22 protein-coding genes are annotated in these 24825 nt (G+C 72.3%); 16 read left to right on the top strand and 6 right to left on the bottom strand.

Annotation, left to right across the window (positions count from 1 at the left end):
* Window positions 1–278 precede the first annotated feature (278 nt).
* The 3 genes from ACFWRO_RS08240 (at window position 279) to ACFWRO_RS08230 (ending at window position 5467) form a co-directional block, all read left to right on the top strand.
* Window positions 279–2939 carry a YfhO family protein gene (locus ACFWRO_RS08240; RefSeq protein ID WP_384506035.1) on the top strand — a complete coding sequence of 887 codons (2661 nt, stop codon included), beginning with the start codon at window positions 279–281 and terminating at the stop codon, window positions 2937–2939.
* A gap of 168 nt (window positions 2940–3107) precedes the next feature.
* Window positions 3108–4073, top strand: coding sequence for a glycosyltransferase family 2 protein (locus ACFWRO_RS08235; RefSeq protein WP_384506032.1), 966 nt, complete (start codon window positions 3108–3110; stop codon window positions 4071–4073).
* Window positions 4074–4075: 2 nt separating this feature from the next.
* The gene (locus ACFWRO_RS08230) at window positions 4076–5467 is read left to right on the top strand and encodes a polysialyltransferase family glycosyltransferase (RefSeq protein WP_384506029.1); all 1392 of its coding nucleotides are present in this window, start codon (window positions 4076–4078) and stop codon (window positions 5465–5467) included.
* Window positions 5468–5494: 27 nt separating this feature from the next.
* Here ACFWRO_RS08230 and ACFWRO_RS08225 read toward each other — a convergent pair whose 3' ends face one another.
* A complete protein-coding gene (locus tag ACFWRO_RS08225; protein ID WP_384506026.1) occupies window positions 5495–6268 on the bottom strand; it encodes a VOC family protein in 774 nt (257 codons plus the stop codon).
* A gap of 271 nt (window positions 6269–6539) precedes the next feature.
* Here ACFWRO_RS08225 and ACFWRO_RS08220 point away from each other — a divergent pair, with 271 nt between their 5' ends.
* The gene (locus ACFWRO_RS08220; RefSeq protein WP_384506024.1) at window positions 6540–7376 is read left to right on the top strand and encodes a sulfurtransferase; all 837 of its coding nucleotides are present in this window, start codon (window positions 6540–6542) and stop codon (window positions 7374–7376) included.
* Window positions 7377–7482: 106 nt separating this feature from the next.
* Here the strand turns inward: ACFWRO_RS08220 and sepH are convergent, their stop codons facing one another.
* Window positions 7483–8526, bottom strand: a complete 1044-nt coding sequence (sepH, locus tag ACFWRO_RS08215) for a septation protein SepH (protein WP_384506021.1) — start codon at window positions 8524–8526, stop codon at window positions 7483–7485.
* A gap of 450 nt (window positions 8527–8976) precedes the next feature.
* Between sepH and ACFWRO_RS08210 the strand changes: the two genes are divergently transcribed.
* The gene (locus ACFWRO_RS08210) at window positions 8977–9798 is read left to right on the top strand and encodes a hypothetical protein (RefSeq protein WP_384506018.1); all 822 of its coding nucleotides are present in this window, start codon (window positions 8977–8979) and stop codon (window positions 9796–9798) included.
* A gap of 34 nt (window positions 9799–9832) precedes the next feature.
* Here the strand turns inward: ACFWRO_RS08210 and ACFWRO_RS08205 are convergent, their stop codons facing one another.
* Window positions 9833–11173: a D-arabinono-1,4-lactone oxidase gene (locus ACFWRO_RS08205; RefSeq protein WP_384506015.1), complete on the bottom strand. Its 1341-nt coding sequence runs from the start codon at window positions 11171–11173 to the stop codon at window positions 9833–9835.
* Window positions 11112–12374 (bottom strand): MFS transporter, encoded by a 1263-nt coding sequence (locus ACFWRO_RS08200; RefSeq protein ID WP_384506012.1) that lies wholly within the window; start codon window positions 12372–12374, stop codon window positions 11112–11114. Before ACFWRO_RS08200 ends, ACFWRO_RS08205 begins: the two co-directional genes overlap by 62 nt.
* 135 nt (window positions 12375–12509) lie before the next feature.
* Between ACFWRO_RS08200 and ACFWRO_RS08195 the strand changes: the two genes are divergently transcribed.
* Window positions 12510–13637 carry a ferrochelatase gene (locus tag ACFWRO_RS08195; RefSeq protein ID WP_384506009.1) on the top strand — a complete coding sequence of 376 codons (1128 nt, stop codon included), beginning with the start codon at window positions 12510–12512 and terminating at the stop codon, window positions 13635–13637.
* A 9-nt stretch (window positions 13638–13646) separates the two neighbouring features.
* Window positions 13647–14477, top strand: a complete 831-nt coding sequence (locus ACFWRO_RS08190) for an inositol monophosphatase family protein (RefSeq protein WP_384506006.1) — start codon at window positions 13647–13649, stop codon at window positions 14475–14477.
* 60 nt (window positions 14478–14537) lie between these two features.
* Here the strand turns inward: ACFWRO_RS08190 and ACFWRO_RS08185 are convergent, their stop codons facing one another.
* On the bottom strand, window positions 14538–14711 hold the full coding sequence (locus tag ACFWRO_RS08185; RefSeq protein WP_361967377.1) for a hypothetical protein: 174 nt from the start codon (window positions 14709–14711) through the stop codon (window positions 14538–14540).
* A 396-nt stretch (window positions 14712–15107) separates the two neighbouring features.
* On the opposite strand from ACFWRO_RS08185, the gene ACFWRO_RS08180 reads away from it, so the two are divergent.
* The 4 genes from ACFWRO_RS08180 (at window position 15108) to ACFWRO_RS08165 (ending at window position 18680) form a co-directional block, all read left to right on the top strand.
* On the top strand, window positions 15108–15761 hold the full coding sequence (locus tag ACFWRO_RS08180) for a response regulator transcription factor (protein WP_384506003.1): 654 nt from the start codon (window positions 15108–15110) through the stop codon (window positions 15759–15761).
* 4 nt (window positions 15762–15765) lie between these two features.
* Window positions 15766–17001 (top strand): sensor histidine kinase, encoded by a 1236-nt coding sequence (locus tag ACFWRO_RS08175; protein ID WP_384506000.1) that lies wholly within the window; start codon window positions 15766–15768, stop codon window positions 16999–17001.
* Window positions 17002–17393: 392 nt separating this feature from the next.
* Window positions 17394–17690 carry a DUF4193 domain-containing protein gene (locus ACFWRO_RS08170; RefSeq protein ID WP_003955561.1) on the top strand — a complete coding sequence of 99 codons (297 nt, stop codon included), beginning with the start codon at window positions 17394–17396 and terminating at the stop codon, window positions 17688–17690.
* Between the two features lie 12 nt (window positions 17691–17702).
* Complete coding sequence (locus ACFWRO_RS08165) at window positions 17703–18680, top strand: hypothetical protein (protein ID WP_384505997.1); 978 nt, start codon at window positions 17703–17705, stop codon at window positions 18678–18680.
* Window positions 18681–18694: 14 nt separating this feature from the next.
* Here the strand turns inward: ACFWRO_RS08165 and ACFWRO_RS08160 are convergent, their stop codons facing one another.
* Complete coding sequence (locus ACFWRO_RS08160; protein WP_384505995.1) at window positions 18695–19201, bottom strand: DUF3093 domain-containing protein; 507 nt, start codon at window positions 19199–19201, stop codon at window positions 18695–18697.
* A 58-nt stretch (window positions 19202–19259) separates the two neighbouring features.
* Here ACFWRO_RS08160 and ACFWRO_RS08155 point away from each other — a divergent pair, with 58 nt between their 5' ends.
* The 5 genes from ACFWRO_RS08155 to ACFWRO_RS08135 all read left to right on the top strand — a co-directional run bounded on the left by ACFWRO_RS08155 (window position 19260) and on the right by ACFWRO_RS08135 (window position 24807).
* Window positions 19260–19844, top strand: a complete 585-nt coding sequence (locus tag ACFWRO_RS08155; RefSeq protein WP_384505992.1) for a PaaI family thioesterase — start codon at window positions 19260–19262, stop codon at window positions 19842–19844.
* Window positions 19844–20359, top strand: a complete 516-nt coding sequence (gene dut / locus ACFWRO_RS08150) for a dUTP diphosphatase (RefSeq protein ID WP_384505989.1) — start codon at window positions 19844–19846, stop codon at window positions 20357–20359. Before ACFWRO_RS08155 ends, dut begins: the two co-directional genes overlap by 1 nt.
* 1 nt (window position 20360) lies before the next feature.
* Window positions 20361–21122, top strand: coding sequence for a DUF3710 domain-containing protein (locus ACFWRO_RS08145; RefSeq protein WP_384505986.1), 762 nt, complete (start codon window positions 20361–20363; stop codon window positions 21120–21122).
* Between the two features lie 156 nt (window positions 21123–21278).
* The gene (locus ACFWRO_RS08140) at window positions 21279–22007 is read left to right on the top strand and encodes an ABC transporter ATP-binding protein (RefSeq protein ID WP_384505983.1); all 729 of its coding nucleotides are present in this window, start codon (window positions 21279–21281) and stop codon (window positions 22005–22007) included.
* 250 nt (window positions 22008–22257) lie between these two features.
* A complete protein-coding gene (locus tag ACFWRO_RS08135) occupies window positions 22258–24807 on the top strand; it encodes an ATP-binding protein (protein WP_384505979.1) in 2550 nt (849 codons plus the stop codon).
* The last annotated feature ends 18 nt before the right edge of the window (window positions 24808–24825 follow it).

Genomic DNA, 24825 nt, shown 5'->3' with positions numbered 1-24825 from the left:
AGCGGAGGGTATTGCGTGGGGTGGCTATCGCCGTGCGCGGGGTTCCCCGCCGCCGGAGCCTCGTCGGAGAAGCCCCGCGCGTGGAGCCCCCTCAGTGGAGCCCCGTCAGTGGAGCCCCTGTCGCAACACCTCGTGTTCACCTCGGGTGCGCCGGAAGACCGCCTGCTGATCGGACGCGAGTCGTCCGGCTCGGCGGTAATGGCTGTCTGCCCGTGACGTGAACGTGAACACCGGGCCTACGCGCAACCGCGCGCCGCGCGAGACACCCCGGAGGACGTGTGCCCCCTGCTGCCGAGACCGTGCCCGACCGGGGCGAAGGCGCGCGCACGGAGGCCGAGCGTCCGGGCGCCCCGGACGGCGGGGGAAGCCGGCCCCGCGAGCAGCGGTTCCTCGTACGGGTCCGGCGCAGCACGCGCGTCCGGGCGGCCGCCGCTGCCGCCCTGCTGACCTGCCTCGTCCTCTGCCTCGGCGGTCTCCTCGCCGGCAGCCATCCGTTCGGGCCCACGACCCGCAACACCGTCGACCTCGGCCAGCAGTACCTGCCCTTCCACGCCCACTGGCGCAGAGTCCTCCTCGGCCAGGCCGACGGCGACCTGTTCGTCAACTGGAGCGCGGGCTTCGGCTCGAACTTCCTCGGCGACTACGGCACGTACCTGAGCAGCCCGTTCGACCTGCTGGTCGTGGTCTTCCCGGCCGACCGGATCGAGCTCGCCCTCTACGTCATCACCGCCGCCAAGATCACCGCCGCGGGCGCGGCCATGGCGGTCCTGCTCCTCCGGCTGCGCCGGGGCCCCTGGCAGGTCGCGGCCGTGCTGGGCGCGGCGTACGCGCTGTGCGGCTGGACCCTCAACTACGGCACCACCGTGCCGATGTGGCTCGACGGGCTGCTCGCCTTCCCTCTCCTGTGCCTGGTGGGCGAGTGGGCCCGCAGCGGGCGCCGGCCCGTCCTCGGGCCGCTCGTCGTCGCCCTGGCCTGGTACGCCAACTTCTACACCGCGTACATGGCGACCCTCGGCGCGGCCATCGTCCTGACGGTCCGCCTGCTCACCGAACCCGGGCCGGCCCGCCGGCGCCTGGCCGGGCTGCTGCGCGCCTCCCGGGCCGTGCTCCTCGGCATCGGTCTGGCCACCCCGCTCGTCCTGGTCATCTATCTGGCGACCAAGACCGCCGACCCGACCCCCGAGGTGACGTTCACGGCCGTCGCCTGGACCGAGGTGTTCGCCCGGCTGCTGCCCGCCACGGCCAGCGTCGCCAGCCCGGCCCTCTTCATCGGCACCCCGGCGCTCGCGCTCGCGCTCACCCTGCCCTTCAACAGCACGGTGGCGCTCCGGACGCGCCTCGTCTGGACGGCCGCGATCGTCCTGGTCGCGCTCTCCCTGCAATGGGGCCCCACCCACCTCCTCTGGCACGCGGGCGCCTCGCCGAACGGCATCCCGTACCGGCAGGCCTTCGTGCTCTGCGGGCTGCTGCTGATCGCGGCCTGGCTCTCCACAGCCCGCGGCCTGCCCCCGCTGCCCGCCCTCCTCGGCGGGGCGGCCGTGCTCGCCGCCCTCGCCTTCGCCGCCCGGGGCAGCCTCGTCGTCGACCGCTGGACCTACCCGGCCTTCGCCGCCGCCCTGGCCCTCGCGGCGCTCGCCGCCGTGGCCGTCCTGCTCGCCCGGCGGTACGCGGTCGGCGTCAAGGCCCTGCCCGCCCTCGCCGTGCTCCTCCTCGTCGTCGCCCAGGCGGGCGAGGCCGCCGTCACCGGCGGCAGGATCGCCGAACTGTCGCTGGCTCAGGTCCACTGGTCCCCGCGCGTCGGGCCCTGGCAGGAGGACATGCGGCGGGCCGTCGCCGACAAGGACGCCTGGCCACGCCACCGTACGGACCCCGGCGAACTGCCGGGCGGCAACGACGTCCTGCTCGTCGGCGGCCAGAGCTCCGAGTACTACTCCAGCCTCACCGCGGAGTCGTACAACCGCACCCTCTCCGCGCTGGGCTTCGGCTTCTGGGCCAAGGGCCGCCACCTGACCACGCTCGACAACCCGGTGACCGACGCCATCTTCTCCATCGGCACCCGGATGCGGTCCGAGCCCGCCGCGCCCGTGACGCCGGACACCCTCCCCGAGGCGGACATCACCGTCACCGACACGCCCGTGCCGCCGCTCGTGACGGTCCGCCCGGACGTCCGGCTGCCCGCGCGCGGTACCGACTTCGGCGAATCCGCCTTCGCCAACCAGGAGTTGCTGCTCGGATCGCGGGTGTACACCGTGCCGGAGCAGGTGCGGCGCACCGACGGCCCCGGCGGTGCCACGACCCTGACGGCCTCCTGCCCGGCGGGCTCCGGCGTCTGGCTCTGGGCGCCCGAACTCCAGGCCACCGCGGCCCTGGCGGGCGAGCGTCCCGTCTCCTTCTTCGGCGGACTCCCGTCCGTGCAGGGCCCGATGCGGACGCTCGGCACCGTCCCGGCCTCCGGATCCGTACGCGTCGAACTGCGCGGCGACGAGCCGCCGTCCCTGCCGCGGCAGCCCCTCGGCTGCCTGGACCGGGAGCGTCTCGACACCGCCGTACGGCAGTTGACGGCGACCGGCGCCACCGACGTCCGCGTCTCGGGCCACACGCTGACCGCCGAACTCCCGGCCGGCAGCACGGGAACCGCCGTCATCGCCGTACCGCGCGTCTCCGGCTGGTACTGCGCCGCCGGAGGCGCCGCCCCGACACCAGCCCAGAGCTACCTCGGCCTCCTCGCCGTCCCGCTCGACTCCACGACGACGTCTGTCACGTGCACCTTCCGGCCACCGGGACTGCGCGCCGGCGGTGCGATCGGCGCCGTGGCGCTGCTCGTCCTGCTCGCGCTCGGACTCCGGGGCCGACTCGGAGGCGGACGCGGGGGCCGGTTCGCCAGGAGGGCGCCAAGAGTTCACCTGGAGTCCGCGTCCGGCTCGTCGGACGGGAAATGACGGTGGTTACGCTGCCCGTCCGACCGGCGTTCGCCCAGGTGAACACAGCCGCGAGCCCGCTCGCACACCGGGCGGATGCCCGCCCGTCCGCCGGTCCGCCGATCTGTTCGTCCGCTGGTCCGTTCGTCTGCTCTTCTGTTCGCCTGGCTTGAGTGTGGGGATGTCCGAGTGCCCAAGTTGTCCGTCATCGTGCCGTTCCACAACGTCGGGATCTACGCCTCCGACACCATGCGCAGCCTCGCCGGCAACGCGGACCCGGAGTTCGAGTTCCTGCTGATCGACGACTGCTCGACGGACGAGACGCCCCATGTCCTGGACCGCTGGCGGGACCGGATCCCGAACGCCAGAGTGATCCGCCACGAGACGAACCTCGGCGTGGCCCAGGCGCGCAACACCGGGATCGACGCGGCCACCGGCGACTACATCACCTTCCTCGACGGTGACGACTGGTACGCCCCCGGCCACCTGCGCGCCATGGTCGACGGCATCGAGGCGCTCGGCTGCGACTTCGCCCGGACCGACCACGTCCTGTCGACCGGCACGAAGCGCGCCATCCGCTACGCGCCCGCCAAGGAGCGCGAGAGCGTGATGGACCCGCGCGACGGCATCGCGCCCGCCAGCATGATCACGATGGTCGACTACCCCTTCGTCCCCTTCGGCATCTACAGCGCCCGGCTCTTCGAGAACGGCGGCTCGCGCTTCGAGACGAAGCTGCGCACCGCCGAGGACCGGCTCTGGATCTGGCGCCTCCACCTGAACGCCGCCACCTACGCGTCCCTCAGCGTCCACGGCGTCTTCTACCGGCGCGGCGTCACCACCTCCCTCACCCAGATCACCGACAACCGCCAGCTCGACTTCATCCCGTCGTACGACCTCCTCCTGGAGGAGGTCTCCGCGGACCGCGACGCCGACCGCTTCCTGCCGAAGGCCGTGCGTACGTACTGCGCCATGATCGCCTTCCACATGGGCAAGGCCGACCAGTACGAACCGGCCGTCACCAAGCGGCTCAAGCAGAACGTGACCGACGCCCTGCGCCGGATGCCGCAGCAGGTGCTCGACGAGACCCTCGCGACGATGGACACCGCGCGCAGCACCCTGCTCCGCGGCCTGCGCGCCACCGGAAGGACCGCCTGATCATGACCGCGACGCCCGCGAAGCCGCGTACGGCACCCGCGAACCCGCGTACGACGACGGCGAAGCCGCGCATCCAGATCTTCGAGATGTCCACGCTCTACGGCGCCGCAACGCTCGCGGCGGCCATCGACGCGGGTCAGTTCGGGGCCGCCGAAGGCGCCCGCCGGATCCTGCTGGTCTCGAACAACGCGGCGATCCCGGAGACCGCCCTGCGGATGGAGACGATGACCGGTTACGACCGGATCGTCACCCGCTTCGACGAGGTCATCGACTGGAACGAGGCGATCCAGCCGCACCACCCCGCCACCTGGTCGCCGCGCACCGAGGAGGCCCCGCTCTGGCAGCGCGTCTTCCGCACGGCGTGGGAGCTGGGCGACGCCCCGGTCGAGCTGATCGTGGAGTCCATCCAGGTCAACCCCGCCAAGGCGCTCGCCTTCGTCTTCGCCGAGAGCACCGTCCAGGTCTACGCCGACGGCCTGATGAGCTACGGCCCGACGCGTGAGGAGCTGCCGCAGTCGATCGCCTGCCGGGTCGGGCGCCTGCTCCACCTCGACCTGGTCCCAGGGCTTCGCCCGATGCTGCTCTCCGAGTACGGCGTCCAGCCCGAACTCGTCCCCGACGAGGCCTTCCGCACGGTCCTCGCGGAGATCGCCGAGGCGGCCGACGGCGACCCGATGGTGACCGAGGCGGTCGCGGCCGAGCCCACCGCCCTCCTCCTCGGCCAGTACCTCGCGGCGCTCGACATCCTCACCGCCGACGAGGAGGAGGAGCTGCACATCCGGATGATGCGCGGGGCCGCGGCGGCCGGACATACCTCGGTGATCTTCAAGCCGCACCCGACCGCGCCCGCCCGCTACTCGACGGCGCTGAACGAGGCCGCCGAGGAGGCCGGCGTACGGCTGACGGTCCTGGACGGCCCGCTGCTCGCGGAGACCTTCTACGAGCGGTGCAGGCCCCGGCTCGTCGTCGGCTGCTTCTCCACCGCGATGGTCACCGCCTCCGTCTACTACGGCGTACCGATCGCGCGCGTGGGCACCGACACGGTCCTGGACCGGCTGACGCCGGTCGAGAACAGCAACCGGGTGCCGCTGACCGTCGTGGACCACATCGTGCCCGACCTGGAGACCGGCACGGGACCGGCCGTCCCGGGCGCGGGACCCGAGACGCTCACCCCGCTCGTCCGGGCCGTGGGCTTCTGCATGCAGCCCAAGCTCCACCCGCTGCTCCGGGACGAGACGGCCCGCTTCCTCGAAGCCCACAGGGGCGACGCGGACATGGCGCGCTACTTCGACGCCGAGCGGCTGACGCAGCTCGCCCTGCCCGGCGGCGGCCCGGCCCCGCGCAGCACCGCGTCCCGGCTGCGCCGGAGCCTGATCCGCAGCGGCAGGGGCTGACGGCGGGCGGTCCGGGGCCGCCGTCGTTCAGTCCGTCGCCGAGTGGACGATCGTGAAGACGGCCCCCTCCGGGTCCGCCACCTGCGCGATCCGGCCCGTCGTGCCCTCCCTGGGCGGCCGCAGGACCTGGCCGCCCAGCTCGGTGACGAGCCGCGCGGCCGCGTCCGTGTCGGCGACCTCGAAGTACGTCATCCAGTGCGGGCCCCGGTCACGCGGGAGCGCGGTGCCGACGCCGTGCAGGGCGGCCACCGGGCGGCCGTCCAGGTGGAGGGTCAGATAGTCGAAGTCGGCGGAGACGACCGGCTCGGCCTCGTACCGGAACACCGTCTGGTAGAACTTCGCGACCGCCGAGGTCTCGTACGTCAGGAGCTCGTTCCACACCGGTGTCCCGGGCGGCCCGGCGGTCGCCGTGCCGTGGTGCAGCTCGGCCTGCCAGACGCCGAAGACGGCGCCGACCGGGTCCGAGCAGATCACCAGGCGGCCGGCCTCGTCCGCGTCGATCGGGCCGACGGCGACGGTGCCCCCGCAGCAGCGGATGGTCTCCGCGGCCTCGTCGGCGTCATCGGTGGCCAGATACGTCGTCCACGCGACCGGCAGGTGCCGGTCGGGCGGCAGCTGGCCGATGCCCGCCACCTCCTTGCCGTCGAGCAGCGCGCGGACGTACGGCCCGAGCTGCTGCGGACCGGGGGCGAACTCCCAGCCGAAGAGCGCGCCGTAGAACTCCCGCGTCGCGTCAAGCCCATGCACCATCAAGCTCACCCAAGAGGGCGTACCGGGTGTGCGCCGAGTCGCCTCGGTCATCGTCACTCTCTCCTCGGACCATCGTCGTCGTGGCCGTGCGGGGGACCCGGGCGCACGGGACTCGTGCGGGCGGGTGGGAGCGGGGCCCTGGGTCGGCGTTCTCGGCTTCCGCAGCGGGTTCCTGCCCGCCGACCACGCCCCGTACACGCCCCTCGGGCGCGCCCGAGCACGATGCTCGCACCGACGGGCGCCCCGCGCGCCTCGGCCGCGCCGAGTTCCGTCGTCCTATGCCGTGGTCCGGTCGGGGGCGGGCTGCGCGAGGATGGCACCCATGAAGCCCATCATCTCCGCAAGCGATCTCGCGAGCGACCTGGCCGGGGCCCGGCGCCCGGTCCTCCTGGACGTCCGTTGGCAGCTCGGCGGCCCGCCCGGACGGCCCGAGTACGAGGCCGGGCACGTGCCCGGTGCGGTCTATGTCGACCTGGACGCGGAACTGGCCGCTCCGCCCGGTCCTGGCGGCCGGCACCCGCTGCCGGACCTGGAGGTCTTCGGCGCGGCGATGCGCCGGGCGGGTGTCTCCGCGGGCACGCCGGTCGTCGTCTACGACGGCGGCCTCGGCTGGGGTGCCGCGCGGGCCTGGTGGCTGCTGCGCTGGACCGGGCACACGGACGTACGGGTCCTGGACGGCGGTCTCGCGGCCTGGACGGCGGCGGGGCACGAGCTGTCGAAGGAGACCCCGAGCCCGGAGCCGGGCGCCTTCGCGCCGGACCCGAGCGAGGTCGGGCTGCTGAACGCGGACGGGGCCGCGGCCCTGGCCCGCTCGGGCCTGCTGCTCGACGCGCGGGCGGCGGAGCGCTATCGGGGCGACGTGGAGCCGATCGACCCGGTCGGCGGCCACATCCCGGGGGCGGTCTCCGCCCCGACGGCGGAGAACGTGGCCGAGGACGGCCGCTTCCTGCCGGCGCGGGAGCTGGCGGCCCGCTTCAACGCGCTCGGTGCCCAGGAGGACGGGATGGTCGGCGTCTACTGCGGCTCGGGCGTCTCGGGCGCGCACGAGGTCCTCGCCCTGGCGATCGCGGGCATCCCGTCCGCCCTCTACGCGGGCTCCTGGTCGGAGTGGTCCAACGACCCCGCCCGCCCCGTCGCCAAGGGCCCGGACCCGCAGTAGGCCTTGCCGAACGGCGAAGGCAAAGGCAAAGGAGCCCGCACCGATCCCGGCGCGGGCCCCTTCACGTACTGCCTTACGTACTGCCATACGTCCTGCTGTACGGGCGTCAGTCCTGCTTCTTCCTTCGCGTGCCGAAGACGATCTCGTCCCAGCTCGGGACCGCCGCGCGGCGGCCCGGGCGGACGCCGTCCGCTTCCGCCTGGCGGTCCGTGGTGCCCGTGAGGCGGTCGCGGTGGCCCGAGACCGCGCGGGGCATCAGGACGTCGGCGTAGGCCGAGCCCGCGCCGGCCGAGGCCGCGGGAGCCGGGGGCTCCTCCGCCTCGGGCTCCTCTCCGGGCTCGGTCGAGGCCGGGTCGGTGATCCGGTCGGGGACGACCATGTCGCCGCGGAAGTTGGGCACCGCTTCCAGCAGGCTGGTCAGCGAGTCCCGCTCGTCCTCCGGCTCGGGAACCGGGGCAGGGCGCTCGATCTGGCGGTCGAGAGTCCGGTCGAGGGTGCGGTCCAGCGGCCGGTCGCGCGGCAGCCGGGCGATCCGGGGCACGAACGGGAAGCTCGGCTCCGGCGCGGCGGCGATGGTGTCGTCCGTCTCGCCGATCAGCGCGCGTGCCTCGTCGTCCACGGCCTGGACGAGCCGCCGGGGCGGGTCGTACGTCCAGCTCGCCGTGTGCACCTCGCCCGCGACGCGGTAGACGAGCAGCACCTCCCAGGTGCCGTCGTCGCGGCGCCAGGAGTCCCACTGCACGGTGTCCTTCTCGGCGCCGCGCAGCAGCAGCCGCTCCTGCACCGCCTCGCCGAGCTGCGGTCCGGTGTTCTCGCCGGGCCGGCGTACGGGCGTCTTGCGGGCCCGCTCGGCCATGAACGCCCGCTCCGCGAGCACGGGGCCCTCGAACCGCCGTACGCGGTCGACGGGGATTCCGGCGAGCTGGGCGACCTCCTCGGCGGAGGCACCGGCACGTATCCGCGCCTGGATGTCGCGCGGGCGGAGGTGGCTCTCCACCTCGATCTCGATCTGGCCGAGCCGCGCGCGGTCGTTGCGCACGGCGGCGCGCAGCCGCTCGTCGATCGGAAGCGTGTACTCCGTGCTGTCAGCAGCCTTCAGCACCAGTCGTGTGCCGTCGTTGGAGACGGCCACGACACGCAGTTCGGGCATGGGGACCTCCCGGGTGGTGCCTGCCGACGTCACGTGCGTCGCTGCTTCCGCTAGTCGAGTGTGGCCTGCCCGGGTGCAGCCTGCCACAACCTTGCCGAGTTGCCCGGCGTGTCGGGCATGGATCTTGGATCGCCGTTATGGCACGGTTACCCTTTTGCGACGCTGAGTGACTGCCGGTCACGCTCCGCAGTGGGAGACCGTGCGGTGCCTCGGCTCCGCCGGTTCGAGTGCCACGTTCGGCCCCCTCCCCGTGACCCGGCACCCATGAGGGAGCCCGGACCCAGGGATCGCCAGAGTACTCCATTCGGGCCACCTGGGTGGACCGGCGCGCCGCCCAACTTCTCCGGGGGTACGGGAGTTGAGTGTCCGTGATCTCCGGCCGCACGTGGCGCTCTTCACAGAAACCACGGAAACGGAACCATCCCCTTCGCCCATTTGTCCTTTGTGGGTATGGAGCAGGAGAAGAACGGTGAGAAGAAGAAGCTCGACCTGAGCGTCGCTCAGGTCTCGGGCTCCGCGATCGCCGCCGTCGTGGCGGCGAAGCTCGCCTCCACGCTCGGTGTGTACGGCACGATCCTGGGCGCCGGTGTGATCAGCGTCATCGCCACCTGCGGCGGCTCGGTCTTCCAGCACGTCTTCAAGCGCACGGGCGAGCAGATCCGGGAGGTCACCGTCCACGCCGAGCCGGCGAAGGCACCCGTCGGCCGGGCCCCGGAGGACCACCCCGCCCTGGACCGCACCCAGGTGCTCACGACCGTCGGCGGGCCCGCCGTGCCCCCGTACGACGAGGACTTCAGCGAGGCGACCACGCACGGCACGCGCGTCCGGGGCTGGAAGCGGTCCGCCGTCGGCGCCGCGCTCGTCTTCCTCGTCGCCATGGGCGGCATCACCACCTACGAACTGATCTCCGATCAGGACTTCAGCGGCACGAAGGGAACCACGACCTTCGGCTCGGTCGTCGGACGCGGCGGCGAGGCGAAGAACGAGCAGCCGTCCGACGACGCGCCGACGGGGCAGCGGCAGGAGCAGCGGGAGAAGGGCGGCGGCACCCCCACCGACGGCGCGACGCCCGACTCCGGGAACCGCACCCCCGACCCCACGCCGACCCCCTCGGGCTCCGCAGGCGGCGACCCGACGCCCACGCCGACCCCGCCGCCGACCCCCACGCCGACCCCGACCCCCAGCGGTCCGACGACGCCCACGGTGCCCCCGACGGACACCCCGTCCACCGGCGCGGGCGCTCCGGAGAAGGCCGGAACGCCCGCCGAGTGACAGGCGGCGTGATGGGCCGTCAGTCGCCCAGGACTCAGTCGCCCAGGACGCGGCGCAGATAGTCGTTGGCGAAGAGCCGGTCGGGGTCGAGCCGGTCGCGCAGCTCGGTGAACTCGGCGAAACGCGGGTAGACCTCGGAGAAGTACGCCGCGTCCCGGGTGTGCACCTTGCCCCAGTGCGGCCGGCCGCCGTGCGCGGTCATGATGCGCTCCACCGCGGTGAAGTACGCGCGGTGGGGCGTGCCCTTGTAGACGTGCACCGCGATGTACGCCGTCTCCCGCCCCGAGGCCGTGGAGAGCGCGATGTCGTCGGCGGGCGCCGTCCGCACCTCCACCGGGAAGCTCACCTTCAGCGGCGAACGCTCGACCATCGCCTTCACCTCGCGCAGCGCCGCGACGGCCGCCTCGCGCGGCAGGGCGTACTCCATCTCCAGGAAGCGCACCCGGCGCGGGGAGGTGAAGACCTTGTACGGGATGTCGGTGTACGTACGGGCCGACAGGGCGCGGCTGGAGACCTTGGCGATCGACGGGATGACCGGGGGGACCGCCCGGCCCACCGAACACGCGAGCTGGAAGACGCCGTTCGACAGCAGCTCGTCGTCGATCCAGGCACCGATCCGTCCGGGCGGGGCGGCGGGGCCCACGCTGCGGTTGTTGCGCTTGGTGTTGCAGTTGTCCGTGTGGGGGAACCAGTAGAACTCGAAGTGCTCGTTCTCCGCGTGCAGCGCGTCGAACTCCGAGGTGACCCTGTCGAAGGTCATCGGCTCCTCGCGCGCGGTGAGCAGGAAGACCGGCTCGACGGCGAAGGTGATCGCCGTGACCACGCCCAGCGCGCCGAGCCCGAGCCGGGCGGCCGCGAAGACCTCCGGATTCTCCTTCTCCGAACAGGTCAGCAGCCCGCCGTCCGCCGTGACCAGCTCCAGCTCCCGGATCTGCGCGGCGATCGAGGCGGAGTCGCGGCCGGTGCCGTGCGTCCCGGTGGAGGTGGCCCCGGCGACCGTCTGCTCCATGATGTCGCCCATGTTCGTGAGCGACAGGCCCTCCCGGGCCAGCGCCACGTTGAGCCGCTTCAGCGGAGTGCCGGACTCCACGGTCACGGTCATCGCCTCGCGGTCGATCCGCCGGATGCCCGTCAGCAGGTCCGGACGGATCAGCACGCCGTCCGTGGCGGCGATCGAGGTGAAGGAGTGGCCGGTACCGACCGTCTTCACCCGCAGCCCGTCCTCGGCGGCCTTCCTGATGGCGTCGGCCAGCTCCTCGGCCGAGGCCGGGCTCACCTCCCGCGCGGGACGGGAGGTGACGTTCCCGGCCCAGTTACGCCACGGGCTGCTCGCCGCCCTCGTGCTCGTCCACCGTGCTCTCGGTGTCCTGCTCACGCTGCCCCTCCCGCGTCGGCACCGGCCTGCGCAGCCGGCGGTACCCCAGGAGACCCACCGCGGCCGCGAACGCGCCCGAGACCACGGGCACCACGTACCCCGCCTCCGCACCCGACGCGTCGACCACCCAGCCGGCGGCCGAGGAGCCCAGCGCGACACCGACGGCGAGCCCGGTCCCTGTCCAGGTCATGCCCTCGGTCAGTTTGGTGCGCGGTACGTGCGCTTCGACGAGGGCCATCGTGGTCACCATCGTCGGTGCGATGGAGAGGCCCGCGACAAAGAGCGCCACGGCCAGCAACGGCAGGTTCCCGGCCAGTAGGAGGGGGATCATACTCACGGCCATCGCACAGACACCCAGCAGCCACCTGCGGGACGGTTCGCCCTTGAGGTGCAGCAGCCCGAACACGGCGCCGGCCAGGCAGGAGCCCAGCGCGTAGACCGCGAGGACCAGGCTGGCGGCGGCCTTGTGGCCCTGCTCCTCCGCGAAGGCGACCGTGACCACGTCGACCGAGCCGAAGATCGCGCCGGTGGCGACGAAGGCGAGCGCGAGGACCTGCAGACCGGGGGAGCGCAGCGCCGAGCCGCCCGAGTGGGCGTCCTTCGGGTGCGGCTCGGGCTCGGTGGCCCGCAGCGAGGTCAGCCAGAAGACACCGACGGCCAGGAAGACGGCGGCGAAGAGCGGGCCCGCCTCGGGGAACCAGATCGTCGACAGACCGATGGAGATGATCGGGCCGAAGATGAAGCACACCTCGTCGACGATCGACTCCCAGGAGTACGCGGTGTGCAGCCGGCGCGCCTCCCCCCGGTAGATGTCCGCCCAGCGGGCCCGGGTCATGGCACCGAGGCTCGGCACGCAGCCGATGACGGCGGTGAAGACGAACAGCGTCCAGTCCGGGGCCTTCTGCTGCACGCAGAGCAGCAGCCCGGCCGCCGCGACGAGCGAGACGAGGGTGACCGGGCGCAGCACCCGGCGCTGGCCGTGCCGGTCGACGAGCCGGGAGACCTGCGGGCCGAGGACGGCAGCCGACATGGCCATGGTCGCGGAGAGCGCGCCCGCGAGGCCGTACCGGCCGGTGACCTGGGAGATCATCGTGACGATGCCGATGCCCATCATGGACAGCGGCATCCGGCCTATGAAACCGGCCACCGAGAAGGATCTGGTGCCGGGCGCCGCGAAGATCGCGCGGTAGGGACTGGGCAAGAGGATCTCCGGGCAGGCAGCGGCTCAAACGTGTAATTAACAGCTAAAGCCTACGGCGTTGAACTGGATGGTGCAGCCACTTTTTCGGTCGGGCCGGGCCATCGGCCGTCAGTGGCTGGTGGCAGGATCGGTGCCATGTCCGATCAGCACGATCCCGCCCCGTACGACGCCCTTCTGCTGCTCTCCTTCGGCGGCCCCGAGGGCCCGGACGACGTGGTCCCGTTCCTGGAGAACGTGACGCGCGGCCGAGGCATCCCGAAGGAGCGGCTGAAGGAGGTGGGACAGCACTACTTCCTGTTCGGCGGCGTCAGCCCGATCAACGACCAGAACCGCGCGCTGCTCGACGCGCTGCGCGAGGACTTCGCGCGGGCCGGCCTCGACCTGCCGGTCTACTGGGGAAACCGGAACTGGGCGCCGTACCTCACCGACACGCTGCGGGAGATGGTCACCGACGGCCGGCGCCACATCGCCGTGCTCACCACCAGCGCGTACGCCTCGTACTCCGGCTGCCGGCAGTACCGCGAGAACCTCGCCGACGCGCTCTCGGAGCTGGAGGCGGAGGGGCTGCCGCTGCCCCGGGTGGACAAGCTGCGGCACTACTTCAACCACCCCGGCTTCGTCCGCCCCATGGTCGAGGGCGTCCTCGCCTCCCTCGCCGAGCTGGACGAGTCGGTCCGCGCCGAGGCGCACCTCGCCTTCACCACGCACTCCATCCCGGACTCGGCCGCGGACTCCTCCGGCCCCGTCGGTGACCACGGCGAGGGCGGCGCCTACGTGCGGCAGCACCTGGACGTCGCCCGGGCGATCGTGGACGCCGTCCGCGAGGAGACCGGTGTCGCCCACCCCTGGAAGCTCGTCTACCAGTCGCGCAGCGGCGCCCCGCACATCCCGTGGCTGGAACCGGACATCTGCGATCACCTGGAGGAGCTGCACGGCGCCGGCGTCCCGGCCGCGGTGATGGTCCCGATCGGCTTCGTCTCCGACCACATGGAGGTCCTCTACGACCTCGACACCGAAGCCACCGCGAAGGCCGCCGAGCTGGGCCTGCCGGTGCGCCGCTCGGCGACCGTCGGCTCCGACCCCCGGTTCGCCGCGGCCGTACGGGACCTCGTCCTGGAACGCGCGGCGGGGGAGCGCGGGGCCCGGGTCGAGCGCTGCGCCCTCGGCACCCTCGGCGCCTCCCACGACCTCTGCCCGATCGGCTGCTGCCCCGCGCGGGCGGAGCGGCCCGCGGCGGCCGGCGCCGACAGTCCGTACGCCTGAGGAGCCCTGGTGACTGAGAACCCCACCCCGACCGACCCCCTGCTGACCGAACTGCTCGGCCTCGCCCTGGAGGCCGGGCGCCGGGCCGGCGTGCTGCTGCGCGACGGCCGGCCGGACGACCTGACGGTCGCCAAGACCAAGTCCAGCCCCATCGACGTCGTCACGGAGATGGACATCGCGGCCGAGAAGCTGATCACCGGCTTCCTCGCCGAGCACCGGCCGGACGACGGCTTCCTCGGCGAGGAGGGCGCCGCCACCCCCGGCACCAGCGGCGTCCGCTGGGTCATCGACCCCCTCGACGGGACCGTGAACTACCTCTACGGCCTGCCGACCTGGGCCGTGTCCATCGCGGCCGAGCGCGACGGCGAGACCCTCGTCGGCGTGGTCGAGGCGCCGATGCGGAACGAGACGTACCGGGCGGTGCTCGGCGGCGGCGCGTACGTCGACGCGGCGCACGGCGAGCGCCGCCTCGCGGTCCGCCCGGCGCCCCCGATGGACCAGGCGCTGATCTCCACCGGCTTCGCCTACGTCCAGACCCGCCGCGCCCATCAGGCCGACGTGGCCCAGCGGATGATCCCGCGCCTGCGCGACATCCGGCGCGGTGGATCGGCCGCCATCGACCTCTGCGACGTCGCCGCGGGACGCCTCGACGGCTACTACGAGCGGGGCCTCAACCCCTGGGACCTCGCCGCCGGGGACCTGATCGCCCGCGAGGCGGGCGCCCTGACCGGCGGACGGCCCGGCGAGCGCCCGTCGGGCGAGCTGACCGTCGCGGCCCCACCGGGCGTCTTCGAGCCCCTCCAGGGGCTCCTGGAAGAGCTCGGGGCCTGGCACGACTGAGCGGTACCGGAGACGCGGAGAGGCCCCGGTGTGTGGACACCGGGGCCTCTCCGCATGGGGTCAGACGCTGGCGGCGCCGACCTCCACGCCGTGCTCGGCGGCCAGTCGGTGCAGGTCGTCGAGCTCGGCCTGCTCGACCTCCGCGAGGAAGTCGTCGCCCGTCTCGCGTGCCCGTGTGAGGTCGGTCTGCGCGGTCCTTATGCGCTGCAGCAGTCCTGCGGTGAAAGCGTCCATGGTGCGCCCCCTCGTCATGGGTCGGTGGCACGGGGGTGTGCCGAGGGTGGGTGGATCACACGCTGTGAACCTCTGGGGGACAGAGCGGCCTGTGGCGGCGACGTACGTGTGCCACGAAGCAGAGTGTGATCACGGGGTGTGCAGACGTCCTCCCCAGGTGTTTCCTCAGAGAAACCTCAACTGGCCCGGGAATCAGGTGAATTCTTCGCACGCCCCCTCTGACTCCACCCGTGCTTCCACACGCCCCCCCGCCCACCGCGACGCCCCGTGCCCGCCTCCCGCAGGCCGCCTTACAGCCGGTTTACGCGCGTACGGGGCAGGATGGACACGCACAGTCAGTGCTCAGACCGCCCGGTCCGTGTTGAGGGCATGGGCCCACAGGAAGGAAGAACCGACGTGCGCGTACTCGTCGTCGAGGACGAGCAGCTGCTCGCCGATGCGGTGGCCACCGGACTGCGCCGGGAGGCCATGGCCGTCGACGTCGTGTACGACGGCGCCGCCGCCCTGGAGCGGGTCGGGGTGAACGACTACGACGTGGTCGTCCTCGACCGCGACCTTCCGCTGGTCCACGGCGACGACGTCTGCCGCAAGATCGTCGAGCTCGGCTTGCCCACCCGCATCCTGATGCTCACCGCCGCCGGCGACGTCAGCGACCGCGTCGAGGGCCTGGAACTGGGTGCCGACGACTACCTGCCGAAGCCCTTCGCCTTCAGCGAGCTCACCGCGCGCGTGCGCGCCCTCGGCCGCCGCACCACCGTGCCGCTGCCGCCCGTCCTGGAGCGCGCGGGCATCAAGCTCGACCCGAACCGCCGCGAGGTCTTCCGCGAGGGCAAGGAGGTCCAGCTCGCGCCCAAGGAGTTCGCGGTCCTGGAGGTCCTCATGCGCAGCGAGGGCGCGGTCGTCTCGGCCGAGCAGCTCCTGGAGAAGGCCTGGGACGAGAACACCGACCCGTTCACCAACGTCGTACGGGTCACGGTGATGACCCTGCGCCGCAAGCTGGGCGAGCCGCCGGTCATCGTCACCGTGCCCGGCTCCGGCTACCGGATCTGACCCGGTGGCCGCGACACCGGCGCACCCACAGGCGCCCCCGAAGCCGACCTGGGACCCGAGGGACCCGGTCAGGCCGCTGCTCCGCCCGACCATCCGGATACGGCTCACGCTGCTGTACGGCGGCATGTTCCTGATCGCCGGCATCCTGCTGCTGTCGATCATCTACCTCTTCACCGCCCAGGCCCTGGGCGACAGCGCCTCCGAGCTGCCCTTCAAGGTCATCGAGGGCAAGGTCCAGCCGACCACCTCCTGGTGCGAGCTGCCCGTCCAGGGCACCGGCGAGCAGCTCGACCACGCCGTCTCGGCCTGCCTCCAGCGCCAGCGGGAAATGGCGCTCGACGACCTCCTGCGCCGCTCCCTCTTCGCCCTGCTCGGCCTGAGCATCATCGCCTTCGCCTTCGGCTACGCCATGGCCGGCCGGGTGCTCTCCCCGCTGGGCCGGATCACCCGGACCGCCCGCCAGGTGGCCGGCTCCGACCTGGCACGCCGGATCGAGCTGGACGGCCCGGACGACGAGCTCAAGGAGCTCGCGGACACCTTCGACGAGATGCTGGAGCGCCTGGAGCGGGCCTTCACCGCCCAGCAGCGGTTCGTCGCCAACGCCTCGCACGAGCTGCGCACCCCGCTGGCGATCAACCGCACGCTCCTGGAGGTCCACCTCTCCGACCCCGGGGCGCCGGTCGAGCTCCAGCAGCTCGGCAAGACCCTGCTCGCCACCAACGAGCGCAGCGAGCAGCTGGTCGAGGGCCTGCTGCTGCTCGCCCGCAGCGACAACCAGATCGTCGAGCGCAAGCCGGTCGACCTCGCGGAGGTCGCCTCGCGCGCCATCGACCAGGTGCACGCCGAGGCCCAGGCCAAGGGCGTGGAGATCCGCGGCGAGCGTGGCCTTGCCGTCGTCCAGGGCAATGGCGTGCTCCTGGAGCGGATCGCCCTGAACCTGGTCCAGAACGCCGTGCGGTACAACGTGGCCGAGGAAGGCTGGGTGGAGGTCACCACCGCGACCGAGCACGGTCAGGCGGTCCTCGTCGTCTCGAACACGGGTCCCGTGGTTCCCGCGTACGAGATCGACAACCTCTTCGAGCCGTTCAGAAGGCTGCGGCAGGAGCGGACCGGGAGCGACAAGGGCGTCGGACTCGGCCTGTCGATCGCCCGTTCCGTCGCGCGTGCCCACGGTGGCCGTATCATCGCGGAGCCCCGCGAAGGCGGTGGTCTCGTGATGCGTGTCACTCTGCCCATCTGACACACTTCGAGTACCAACCGGTTCCGTTCGCTTTGCGCGGAATTCCGGGTCCGCCCCTGAGACGCACGTGTGTGATCGATCACAGGGGCATGCATCCGGCGCTCTACTCTCCGTGATCGAGAATTCATGGGAAAACCCGGAAAAGTCCGGGTTTCCCGGGCCCTGGATGACGGGAAGTACACGGGGTGGCGCCCGTGAAGGGCGGCAGGAGGACCGTGTACGGTCCGGTTCGCCACCCAACGCCGATCACTCGTGAGAGGGCCGGTTGGGTGTCGATTGAGTAACAGACCTTGATGTGAGGCAAAATCTCCGCCTCGGGTCGGGCACAAGTCCGGCCTCTCGAGCGTTACCTGCGCTGGAGACACCGCAACCACCCAGAGGGGGAGAGCGACATGGCAACGGATTACGACACCCCACGCAAGACCGACGACGACGTCGATTCGGACAGCCTTGAGGAACTGAAGGCCCGCCGGAACGACAAGTCGACCTCGACGGTCGACGTCGACGAGTTCGAGGCCGCCGAAGGCCTGGAGCTGCCCGGCGCCGACCTCTCGAACGAGGAGCTGGCCGTCCGGGTCCTGCCCAAGCAGGCGGACGAGTTCACCTGCATGAGCTGCTTCCTCGTGCACCACCGCAGCCAGCTGGCTCGGGAGAAGAACGGTCAGCCGATCTGCCGCGACTGCGACTGAGATCGGTCGACCGTGGCAGGCGACTCACCGTCTCGGAAGCGACGCTTCCGGCTTCCTGGGAGGCCGGAGGCGGAACAGGGCGGCTCGAACCCGGCGGACGTGGCCCAGGAGGCCACGGCAGCCGAGCAGGCCGCCCTCCTGCCCTCCCTCGGCGCACGTGACGACGAGCGGGGCCCTTCGGCCTCGCTCGAAGCTGCCACGGTGCCGGAACCGGAGGAGCGGGACGCTTCACGCGGTGGGCGCCTCGTCAAGCGCGTCGCCGACCCGGCGCGCGTGCAGCTGGACCGTATGAAGCTCGACCGCGCGCGGATCGACGCCGTCAAACGCGGCGTGAAGCGCGGCGGCGAGAGCGCCAGAGCGGGCATCGGCTACCTCGCCGACCGGATCATCGAGATCGCCCCGCGCGTCCCCGTCCGGGACCTGGCGACCCTGCGCAAGCACTTCCCCGGGCTCGGCCCGGAGCAGATCGCCGACAAGCTCATCGCGGGCGCCTGCAATGCCAGCTCGACCGTCGGTGCCGGCGTCGGCGCGGCCGCCATGCTGCCCGTACCCCCGGCCATGCCCGCCGAGCTCGCAGCCGAGATCACCGGGGTCGCCGCGATCGAGCTCAAGCTCATCGCCGAACTCCACGAGGTCTACGGACTCAGGCCACCCGGCACGCTCACCCAGCGGTCGACGGCCTATCTGACCGCCTGGACCGAGGAGCGGGGCATCGACCCCACCAAGCCGACCACCGTCAACGCGGCGCTCGGCGGCCAGCTCAAGCGCGAGCTGCGCCAGCAGATCATGAAGCGCATGGTCCGCAACCTGCCCAACCTGATGCCGTTCATGGTCGGCGCGGCCGTCGGCGCCGTGATGAACCGCCGTGACACCAGAAAGCTCGCCCAGCACGTCCGCAAGGACCTGCGCGCGCGACAGGTCCCCTGGGACGCCCTGGAGGGGCTGCCCCCGCTGGAGCAGCCCGAGAACCCCAAGCAGATCGGCTTCTAGCCGTCCTGGCCCTTCTAGCTGTCCTGGCCCTCCGTGCGGGCCGCCTCGAGCGCGGCCGCCAGGCCCTCCGGGTCGCGGGTGGAGAGATAGACGTACGGCGTCGGGTCCTCGGGGTCGGTGACCTGTATCCGGACCGCCCGCGGCACATAGCTGCGCAGCAGCATGAAGGCGCGCGGATCGGCCTTGAACGTGCGCCAGGCGCGCGCCTCCTCCTCGTCGAGCACCTCCGGCGTCCCCAGCGCCGTCGCCGGGATCCGTGCGTCACCCGCGACCAGCGAACCGGACACCACCCGGATCCGCACCGAGCCGTACGACGACACGGCCACCGCCGCCAGCGCGCCCGCGGCGATCACGCCGCCGAGCGTCGGGACGGTGCCCAGCGGGAACATGACCAGACCGCCGCTGAGGCCCAGCAGAGCCGTGATGACCCACCAGGAGCCGGGAGCGGTCAGCCGCTCGTCGAAACGCGGCGCCGAGGCCGCCGGGGCGGGCGGAACGGGGGAGGAGGCGGAAGGCTGCATGCGTCCAAGCTTGGCACGGCGCGACCTGCGCCCGGACTCGCGGGTAAGGTCTGCGCCTGTGACCGCAACATCTCCTCGCCTCACCCCGCCGGCCGACGCCATACCGCCGGTACGCCACCCCGACGCGCCTGCCCCGGGCGAGCCGCTCGGCGCGCACTACGCGCACTGCTTCGGGTGCGGCGGCGGGCAGCCCCACGGACTCCACCTGGAGGCCCGGGCCGGTGAGGGCGTGACCGTCACCGCCGAGTTCACGGTGACCCCCGACCACCAGGGCGCCCCCGGCCTCGCGCACGGCGGCGTCCTCGCCACCGCGCTCGACGAGACCCTCGGCTCCCTGAACTGGCTGCTGCGGGTCATCGCCGTCACGGGACGCCTGGAGACCGACTTCGTCAGGCCCGTCCCCGTCGGCACCGTCCTGCACCTGGAGGCCGAGGTCACCGCCGTGCACGGGCGCAAGATCTACTCGACCGCCGTCGGCCGGATCGGCGGGCCGGAAGGCCCCGTCGCCGTCCGCGCCGACGCCCTCTTCATCGAGGTCAAGGTCGACCACTTCATCGACAACGGCCGCCCGGAGGAGATCCAGGCCGCCATGTCCGACCCCGACCAGGTCCGGCGCGCCCGCGCCTTCGAGGTGAACCCCTGATGAGCAACTCCCCTCTCGACGTCCTGATCCGCCGCGTCGACCCCGACGTGCCGATCCCCGCCTACGGCCACCCCGGCGACGCCGGAGCCGATCTCGTGACCACCGAGGCGGCCGTCCTGGCCCCCGGGGAGCGGGCCGTGCTGCCGACCGGCGTCTCCATCGCGCTCCCCGACGGCTACGCCGCCTTCGTGCACCCGCGCTCGGGCCTGGCCGCCCGCTGCGGAGTGGCCCTGGTGAATGCCCCAGGGACGGTGGATGCCGGGTACCGTGGAGAGATCAAGGTGATCGTGGTCAACCTGGACCCGCGCGAGAGCGTGCGGTTCGAACGGTTCGACCGGATTGCCCAGCTGGTCGTCCAGCAGGTCGAGAAGGTGCGCTTCCACGAGGTGGCGGAGCTTCCCGGCTCGGCGCGGGCCGAGGGGGGCTTCGGGTCCACCGGCGGTCATGCCGCCGTGGACGGCGCAACGGGTGGGAATCGATACGCTTCGGTCGTATCCGACCGGGAAGGACAGTGACGTGTTCGGACGTCGCAAGAAGAACGGTACCGCTGAGGACGCGGCGGGCGAGGCCGAGCAGGTCGTCGACGAGGTCGACACTGACGACACGGCCGGTGGGCCGCGTCGGGTGAACCTTCCGCCGGCGCCCCGGCCCGACGGACCGTGGGACATCGCCGAGGTCTCCAAGCCGGAGGACGGCCGCGTGGACCTCGGCGGAATCTTCGTGCCCGGAGTCGAGGGCATGGAGCTCCGGGTCGAGGTGGCGGGCGACGCGATCGTCGCGGCCACCGTGGTGCTGCAGAACAGCGCCGTACAGCTGCAGGCCTTCGCCGCGCCGAAGAAGGAAGGCATCTGGGGCGAGGTCCGCGAGGAGATCGCCTCCGGCATCACCCAGCAGGGCGGGGTCATCGACGAGGTCGAGGGCCCGCTGGGCTGGGAGCTGCGGGCGCAGGTCCCCGTGCAGCTGCCGGACGGCACCGGCGGTGTGCAGCTGGTGCGTTTCGTGGGCGTCGACGGGCCCCGCTGGTTCCTGCGCGGAGTCATCTCCGGCCAGGGAGCCGTGCAGCCCGAGGCCGCCGGTCTGCTGGAGCAGATCGTCCGGGACACCGTGGTGGTCCGGGGCGAGGGCCCGATGGCCCCGCGCGACCCCATCGTCCTCAAGCTGCCCAACGACGCGCAGATGGTGCCGGACGGCGTGCAGCAGGACGAGCAGGAGGGCTCCCGCTTCTCCGGAGGCATGGGCCAGCTCCAGCGCGGACCGGAGATCACCGAGGTCCGCTGACCCCGTATTCGTACTCTTTCGCGATCTAGGCCGGTGGGCCGCATTCCGGACAACGTGTCCGGAATGCGGCCCACCGGCATGTCCGGACCCTGGTCGTGCGGGCCCTCGGCGGCCCATACTGACGGGCGCACACGTTCGACGAGGGGGAGCACAGCGATGAGTGAGAGCAGCGCCCGGTCCGGCACGGCCGTCGCCGAGGACCCGACCGGCGGACCCATGGTCCGCGTCGAGGAGCTGCGCCGCTCGTACGGTACGGGTGAGGCCGCCGTCCACGCGCTGCGCGGGGTCTCCTTCGACATCCCGCGCGGGGAGCTCGTCGCCCTGAAGGGCCGCTCCGGCTCCGGCAAGACCACCCTGCTCAACCTGGTCGGCGGCCTGGACGCCCCCGACGGCGGCCGGATCACCATCGACGGCACCGACCTCGCGGAGCTCGGCGAGAACGGGCTCCTGGAGCTGCGCCGGGACCGGATCGGCTTCATCTTCCAGTCGTTCGGGCTCATCCCGATCCTGACCGCCGCCGAGAACGTGGGTGTACCGCTGCGGCTGCGCAAGGCCGATCCCAAGATGCGCGAGGAGCGGGTGGCGCTCCTGCTCGCCCTGGTCGGCCTCGCCGACCACGCGGCCCAGCGGCCCGGCGAGCTCTCCGGCGGCCAGCAGCAGCGCGTCGCCATCGCCCGGGCCCTCGCCAACAATCCGGCCCTGCTGATCGCCGACGAGCCGACCGGCCAGCTCGACGCCGAGACCGGACTCGCGGTGATGCACCTGCTGCGCGCGGTGGTCCGCAGCGAGGGTGTGACGGCCCTGGTGGCCACCCACGACGCCCAGCTCCTGGGCCTCGCGGACCGGGTGCTCGAACTGAACGACGGCGAGATCATCGAGCACTGACGGCGGCAGTGGATCAACAGTGGATATCGGATCCAATATCCACTGTCCAATATCCAATATCCGATCCCGCGCCGTCGGCCGCCGGGCCAGGAGCCGTGGGCGCCTCACGGAAGGGCGTAGCGACTCCGCGGGAAAGCGCCAGCCACCTTTCCGCCGGTTCGCTCCCGGAGCCATCAGAATCACGTCAATACAGCTTGTCGCGCTTGCCCCTGGTGCGGAATGTCCGATTCTCTGGACGTAAGGTCATGGCATGGGACGCGGCAAGCTACGGATCTACCTCGGCGCGGCACCGGGCGTCGGCAAGACGTACGCGATGCTCTCCGAGGGGCATCGCCGTGTCGAACGAGGCACCGACTGCGTCGTCGCCCTGGTGGAGCACCACGGACGGCCGCGCACCGAGGTGATGCTGCACGGCCTGGAGCAGGTCCCGCGCGCCACCCTCCAGTACCGGGGTGCCACCTTCACCGAGATGGACGTCGACGCCGTCCTCGCCAGGAAGCCCGCCGTCGCACTCGTGGACGAACTGGCCCACACCAATGTGCCGGGCTCCCGGAACTCCAAGCGCTGGCAGGACGTCGAGGAGCTGCTCGCCGCCGGGATCGACGTCATATCCACCGTCAACATCCAGCACCTCGAATCGCTGGGCGACGTCGTCGAGTCGATCACCGGCGTGCGCCAGCAGGAGACCGTCCCCGACGAGGTCGTGCGCCGCGCGGACCAGATCGAGCTGGTCGACATGTCGCCCCAGGCCCTGCGGCGCCGCATGGCCCACGGCAACATCTACAAACCGGACCGGATCGACGCGTCCCTCGCCAACTACTTCCGCCCCGGCAACCTCACGGCCCTGCGTGAGCTGGCCCTGCTCTGGACCGCCGACCGGGTCGACGAGTACCTCCAGCAGTACCGGGGCGAGCACGGCATCCGCTCCACCTGGCAGGCCCGCGAGCGGATCGTCGTCGGCCTCACCGGCGGCCCCGAGGGCCGTACGCTCATCCGCCGCGCCGCCCGGCTGGCCGAGAAGGGCGCCGGCGGCGAGGTGCTCGCCGTCTACATCGCCCGCAGCGACGGCCTCACGGCCGCCTCGCCCAAGGAACTCGCCGTCCAGCGCACGCTGGTCGAAGACCTGGGCGGAACGTTCCACCACGTCATCGGGGACGACATCCCCTCCGGCCTCCTGGAGTTCGCCCGGGGCGTCAACGCCACCCAGATCGTCCTCGGCTCCAGCCGCCGCAAGACCTGGCAGTACATGTTCGGTCCCGGCGTCGGCCAGACCGTCGCCCGCGAGTCGGGCCCCGACCTCGACGTCCACATCGTCACCCACGACGAGGTCGCCAAGGGCCGCGGCCTGCCCGTCGCCCGGGGCGCCCGGCTCGGCCGCTCCCGGATCATCTGGGGCTGGCTGGTCGGCATCGCGGGCCCCGCGCTGCTCACCCTGCTCCTCACGCACATCGACGCCGACCTCGGCCTCGCCAACGACATGCTGCTGTTCCTTGCGCTGACCGTCGCCTCGGCGCTGCTCGGCGGGCTCCTGCCGGCCCTCGCGTCGGTCGCCTTCGGCTCGTTCCTGCTGAACTGGTTCTTCACCCCGCCGGTGCACCAGCTGACGATCTCCGACCCCAGGAACATCGTCGCCATCGCCGTCTTCTTCGGCGTCGCCGTCTCCGTCGCCTCGGTGGTCGACCTCGCCGCCCGGCGCACCCACCAGGCCGCCCGGCTGCGCGCCGAGTCCGAGGTGCTCTCGTACCTGGCCGGAAGCGTGCTGCGCGGGGAGTCCAGCCTGCCCGCCCTGCTCGAACGCGTCCGGGAGACCTTCTCCATGGAATCGGTCGCCCTCCTCGAACGCGAGAGCGACGTCGAGCCGTGGACCTGCGCGGCGAGCGTCGGACAGCGCCCCGCCGCCCGCCCCGAGGACGCGGACGTGGACATGCCCGTCGGCGAGCACATGGCGCTCGCGCTGACCGGCCGCGTCCTGCCCGCCGAGGACCGTCGTGTGCTCGGCGCCTTCGCCGCCCAGGCCGCGGTCGTCCTGGACCGCCAGCGGCTCGTCGGCGAGGCGGAGAGGGCCCGCAAGCTGGCCGAGGGCAACAAGATCCGCACCTCGCTCCTCGCGGCCGTCAGCCATGACCTTCGTACCCCGCTGGCCGGCATCAAGGCCTCCGTCTCCTCCCTGCGCTCCGACGACGTCGACTGGTCAGAGGAGGACCGGGCGGAACTTCTCGAGGGCATCGAGGACGGAGCGGACCGGCTGGACCATCTGGTCGGTAATCTCCTCGACATGTCCCGGCTCCAGACCGGTACGGTCACCCCCCTTATCCGTCCCATCGACCTGGACGAGGTGGTTCCCATGGCCCTCGGCGGCGTGCCGGACGGGAGTGCCGAGCTGGACATCCCCGAGACCCTGCCGATGGTGGAGGTCGACAAGGGGCTCCTGGAGCGGGTCGTCGCCAACGTCGTCGAGAACGCGGTCAAGTACAGCCCCGACGGGACGCCGGTGACCGTCTCCGCGAGCGCCCTGGGCGACCGGGTCGAGCTGCGCGTCGTCGACCGGGGGCCCGGGGTGCCGGACGAGAGCAAGGAGCGCGTCTTCGAGCCGTTCCAGCGCTTCGGGGACGCCCCGCGGGGCTCCGGCGTCGGCCTCGGCCTCGCGGTCGCCCGGGGCTTCGTCGAGGCCATGGGGGGCACGATCACCGCGGAGGACACCCCTGGTGGCGGCCTCACGATGACGCTGACCCTCAAGGCCGTGAACGGTCAGCTGCCGCCCTCGGACTCCGACCTGCCCACCGCCCGGATCACCACGTGACCCCACGACCCACCCCGC

This window comes from Streptomyces sp. NPDC058579 (assembly GCF_042718575.1).
In the GTDB taxonomy this organism is placed as follows: Bacteria; Actinomycetota; Actinomycetes; order Streptomycetales; family Streptomycetaceae; genus Streptomyces.
The sequence above is the reverse complement of the archived record's forward strand: the minus strand, read 5'-3'. Positions and strand labels throughout refer to the sequence as shown.

Coding starts and splice junctions, on each gene's coding strand:
- ACFWRO_RS08230 (WP_384506029.1), top strand. CDS start 4,076: ATGACCGCGACGCCCGCGAAGCCGCGTACGGCACCCGCGAACCCGCGT.
- ACFWRO_RS08225 (WP_384506026.1), bottom strand. CDS start 6,268: ATGACCGAGGCGACTCGGCGCACACCCGGTACGCCCTCTTGGGTGAGC.
- ACFWRO_RS08220 (WP_384506024.1), top strand. CDS start 6,540: ATGAAGCCCATCATCTCCGCAAGCGATCTCGCGAGCGACCTGGCCGGG.
- sepH (WP_384506021.1), bottom strand. CDS start 8,526: ATGCCCGAACTGCGTGTCGTGGCCGTCTCCAACGACGGCACACGACTG.
- ACFWRO_RS08210 (WP_384506018.1), top strand. CDS start 8,977: ATGGAGCAGGAGAAGAACGGTGAGAAGAAGAAGCTCGACCTGAGCGTC.
- ACFWRO_RS08195 (WP_384506009.1), top strand. CDS start 12,510: ATGTCCGATCAGCACGATCCCGCCCCGTACGACGCCCTTCTGCTGCTC.
- ACFWRO_RS08185 (WP_361967377.1), bottom strand. CDS start 14,711: ATGGACGCTTTCACCGCAGGACTGCTGCAGCGCATAAGGACCGCGCAG.
- ACFWRO_RS08170 (WP_003955561.1), top strand. CDS start 17,394: ATGGCAACGGATTACGACACCCCACGCAAGACCGACGACGACGTCGAT.
- ACFWRO_RS08160 (WP_384505995.1), bottom strand. CDS start 19,201: ATGCAGCCTTCCGCCTCCTCCCCCGTTCCGCCCGCCCCGGCGGCCTCG.
- dut (WP_384505989.1), top strand. CDS start 19,844: ATGAGCAACTCCCCTCTCGACGTCCTGATCCGCCGCGTCGACCCCGAC.
- ACFWRO_RS08140 (WP_384505983.1), top strand. CDS start 21,279: ATGAGTGAGAGCAGCGCCCGGTCCGGCACGGCCGTCGCCGAGGACCCG.
- ACFWRO_RS08135 (WP_384505979.1), top strand. CDS start 22,258: ATGGGACGCGGCAAGCTACGGATCTACCTCGGCGCGGCACCGGGCGTC.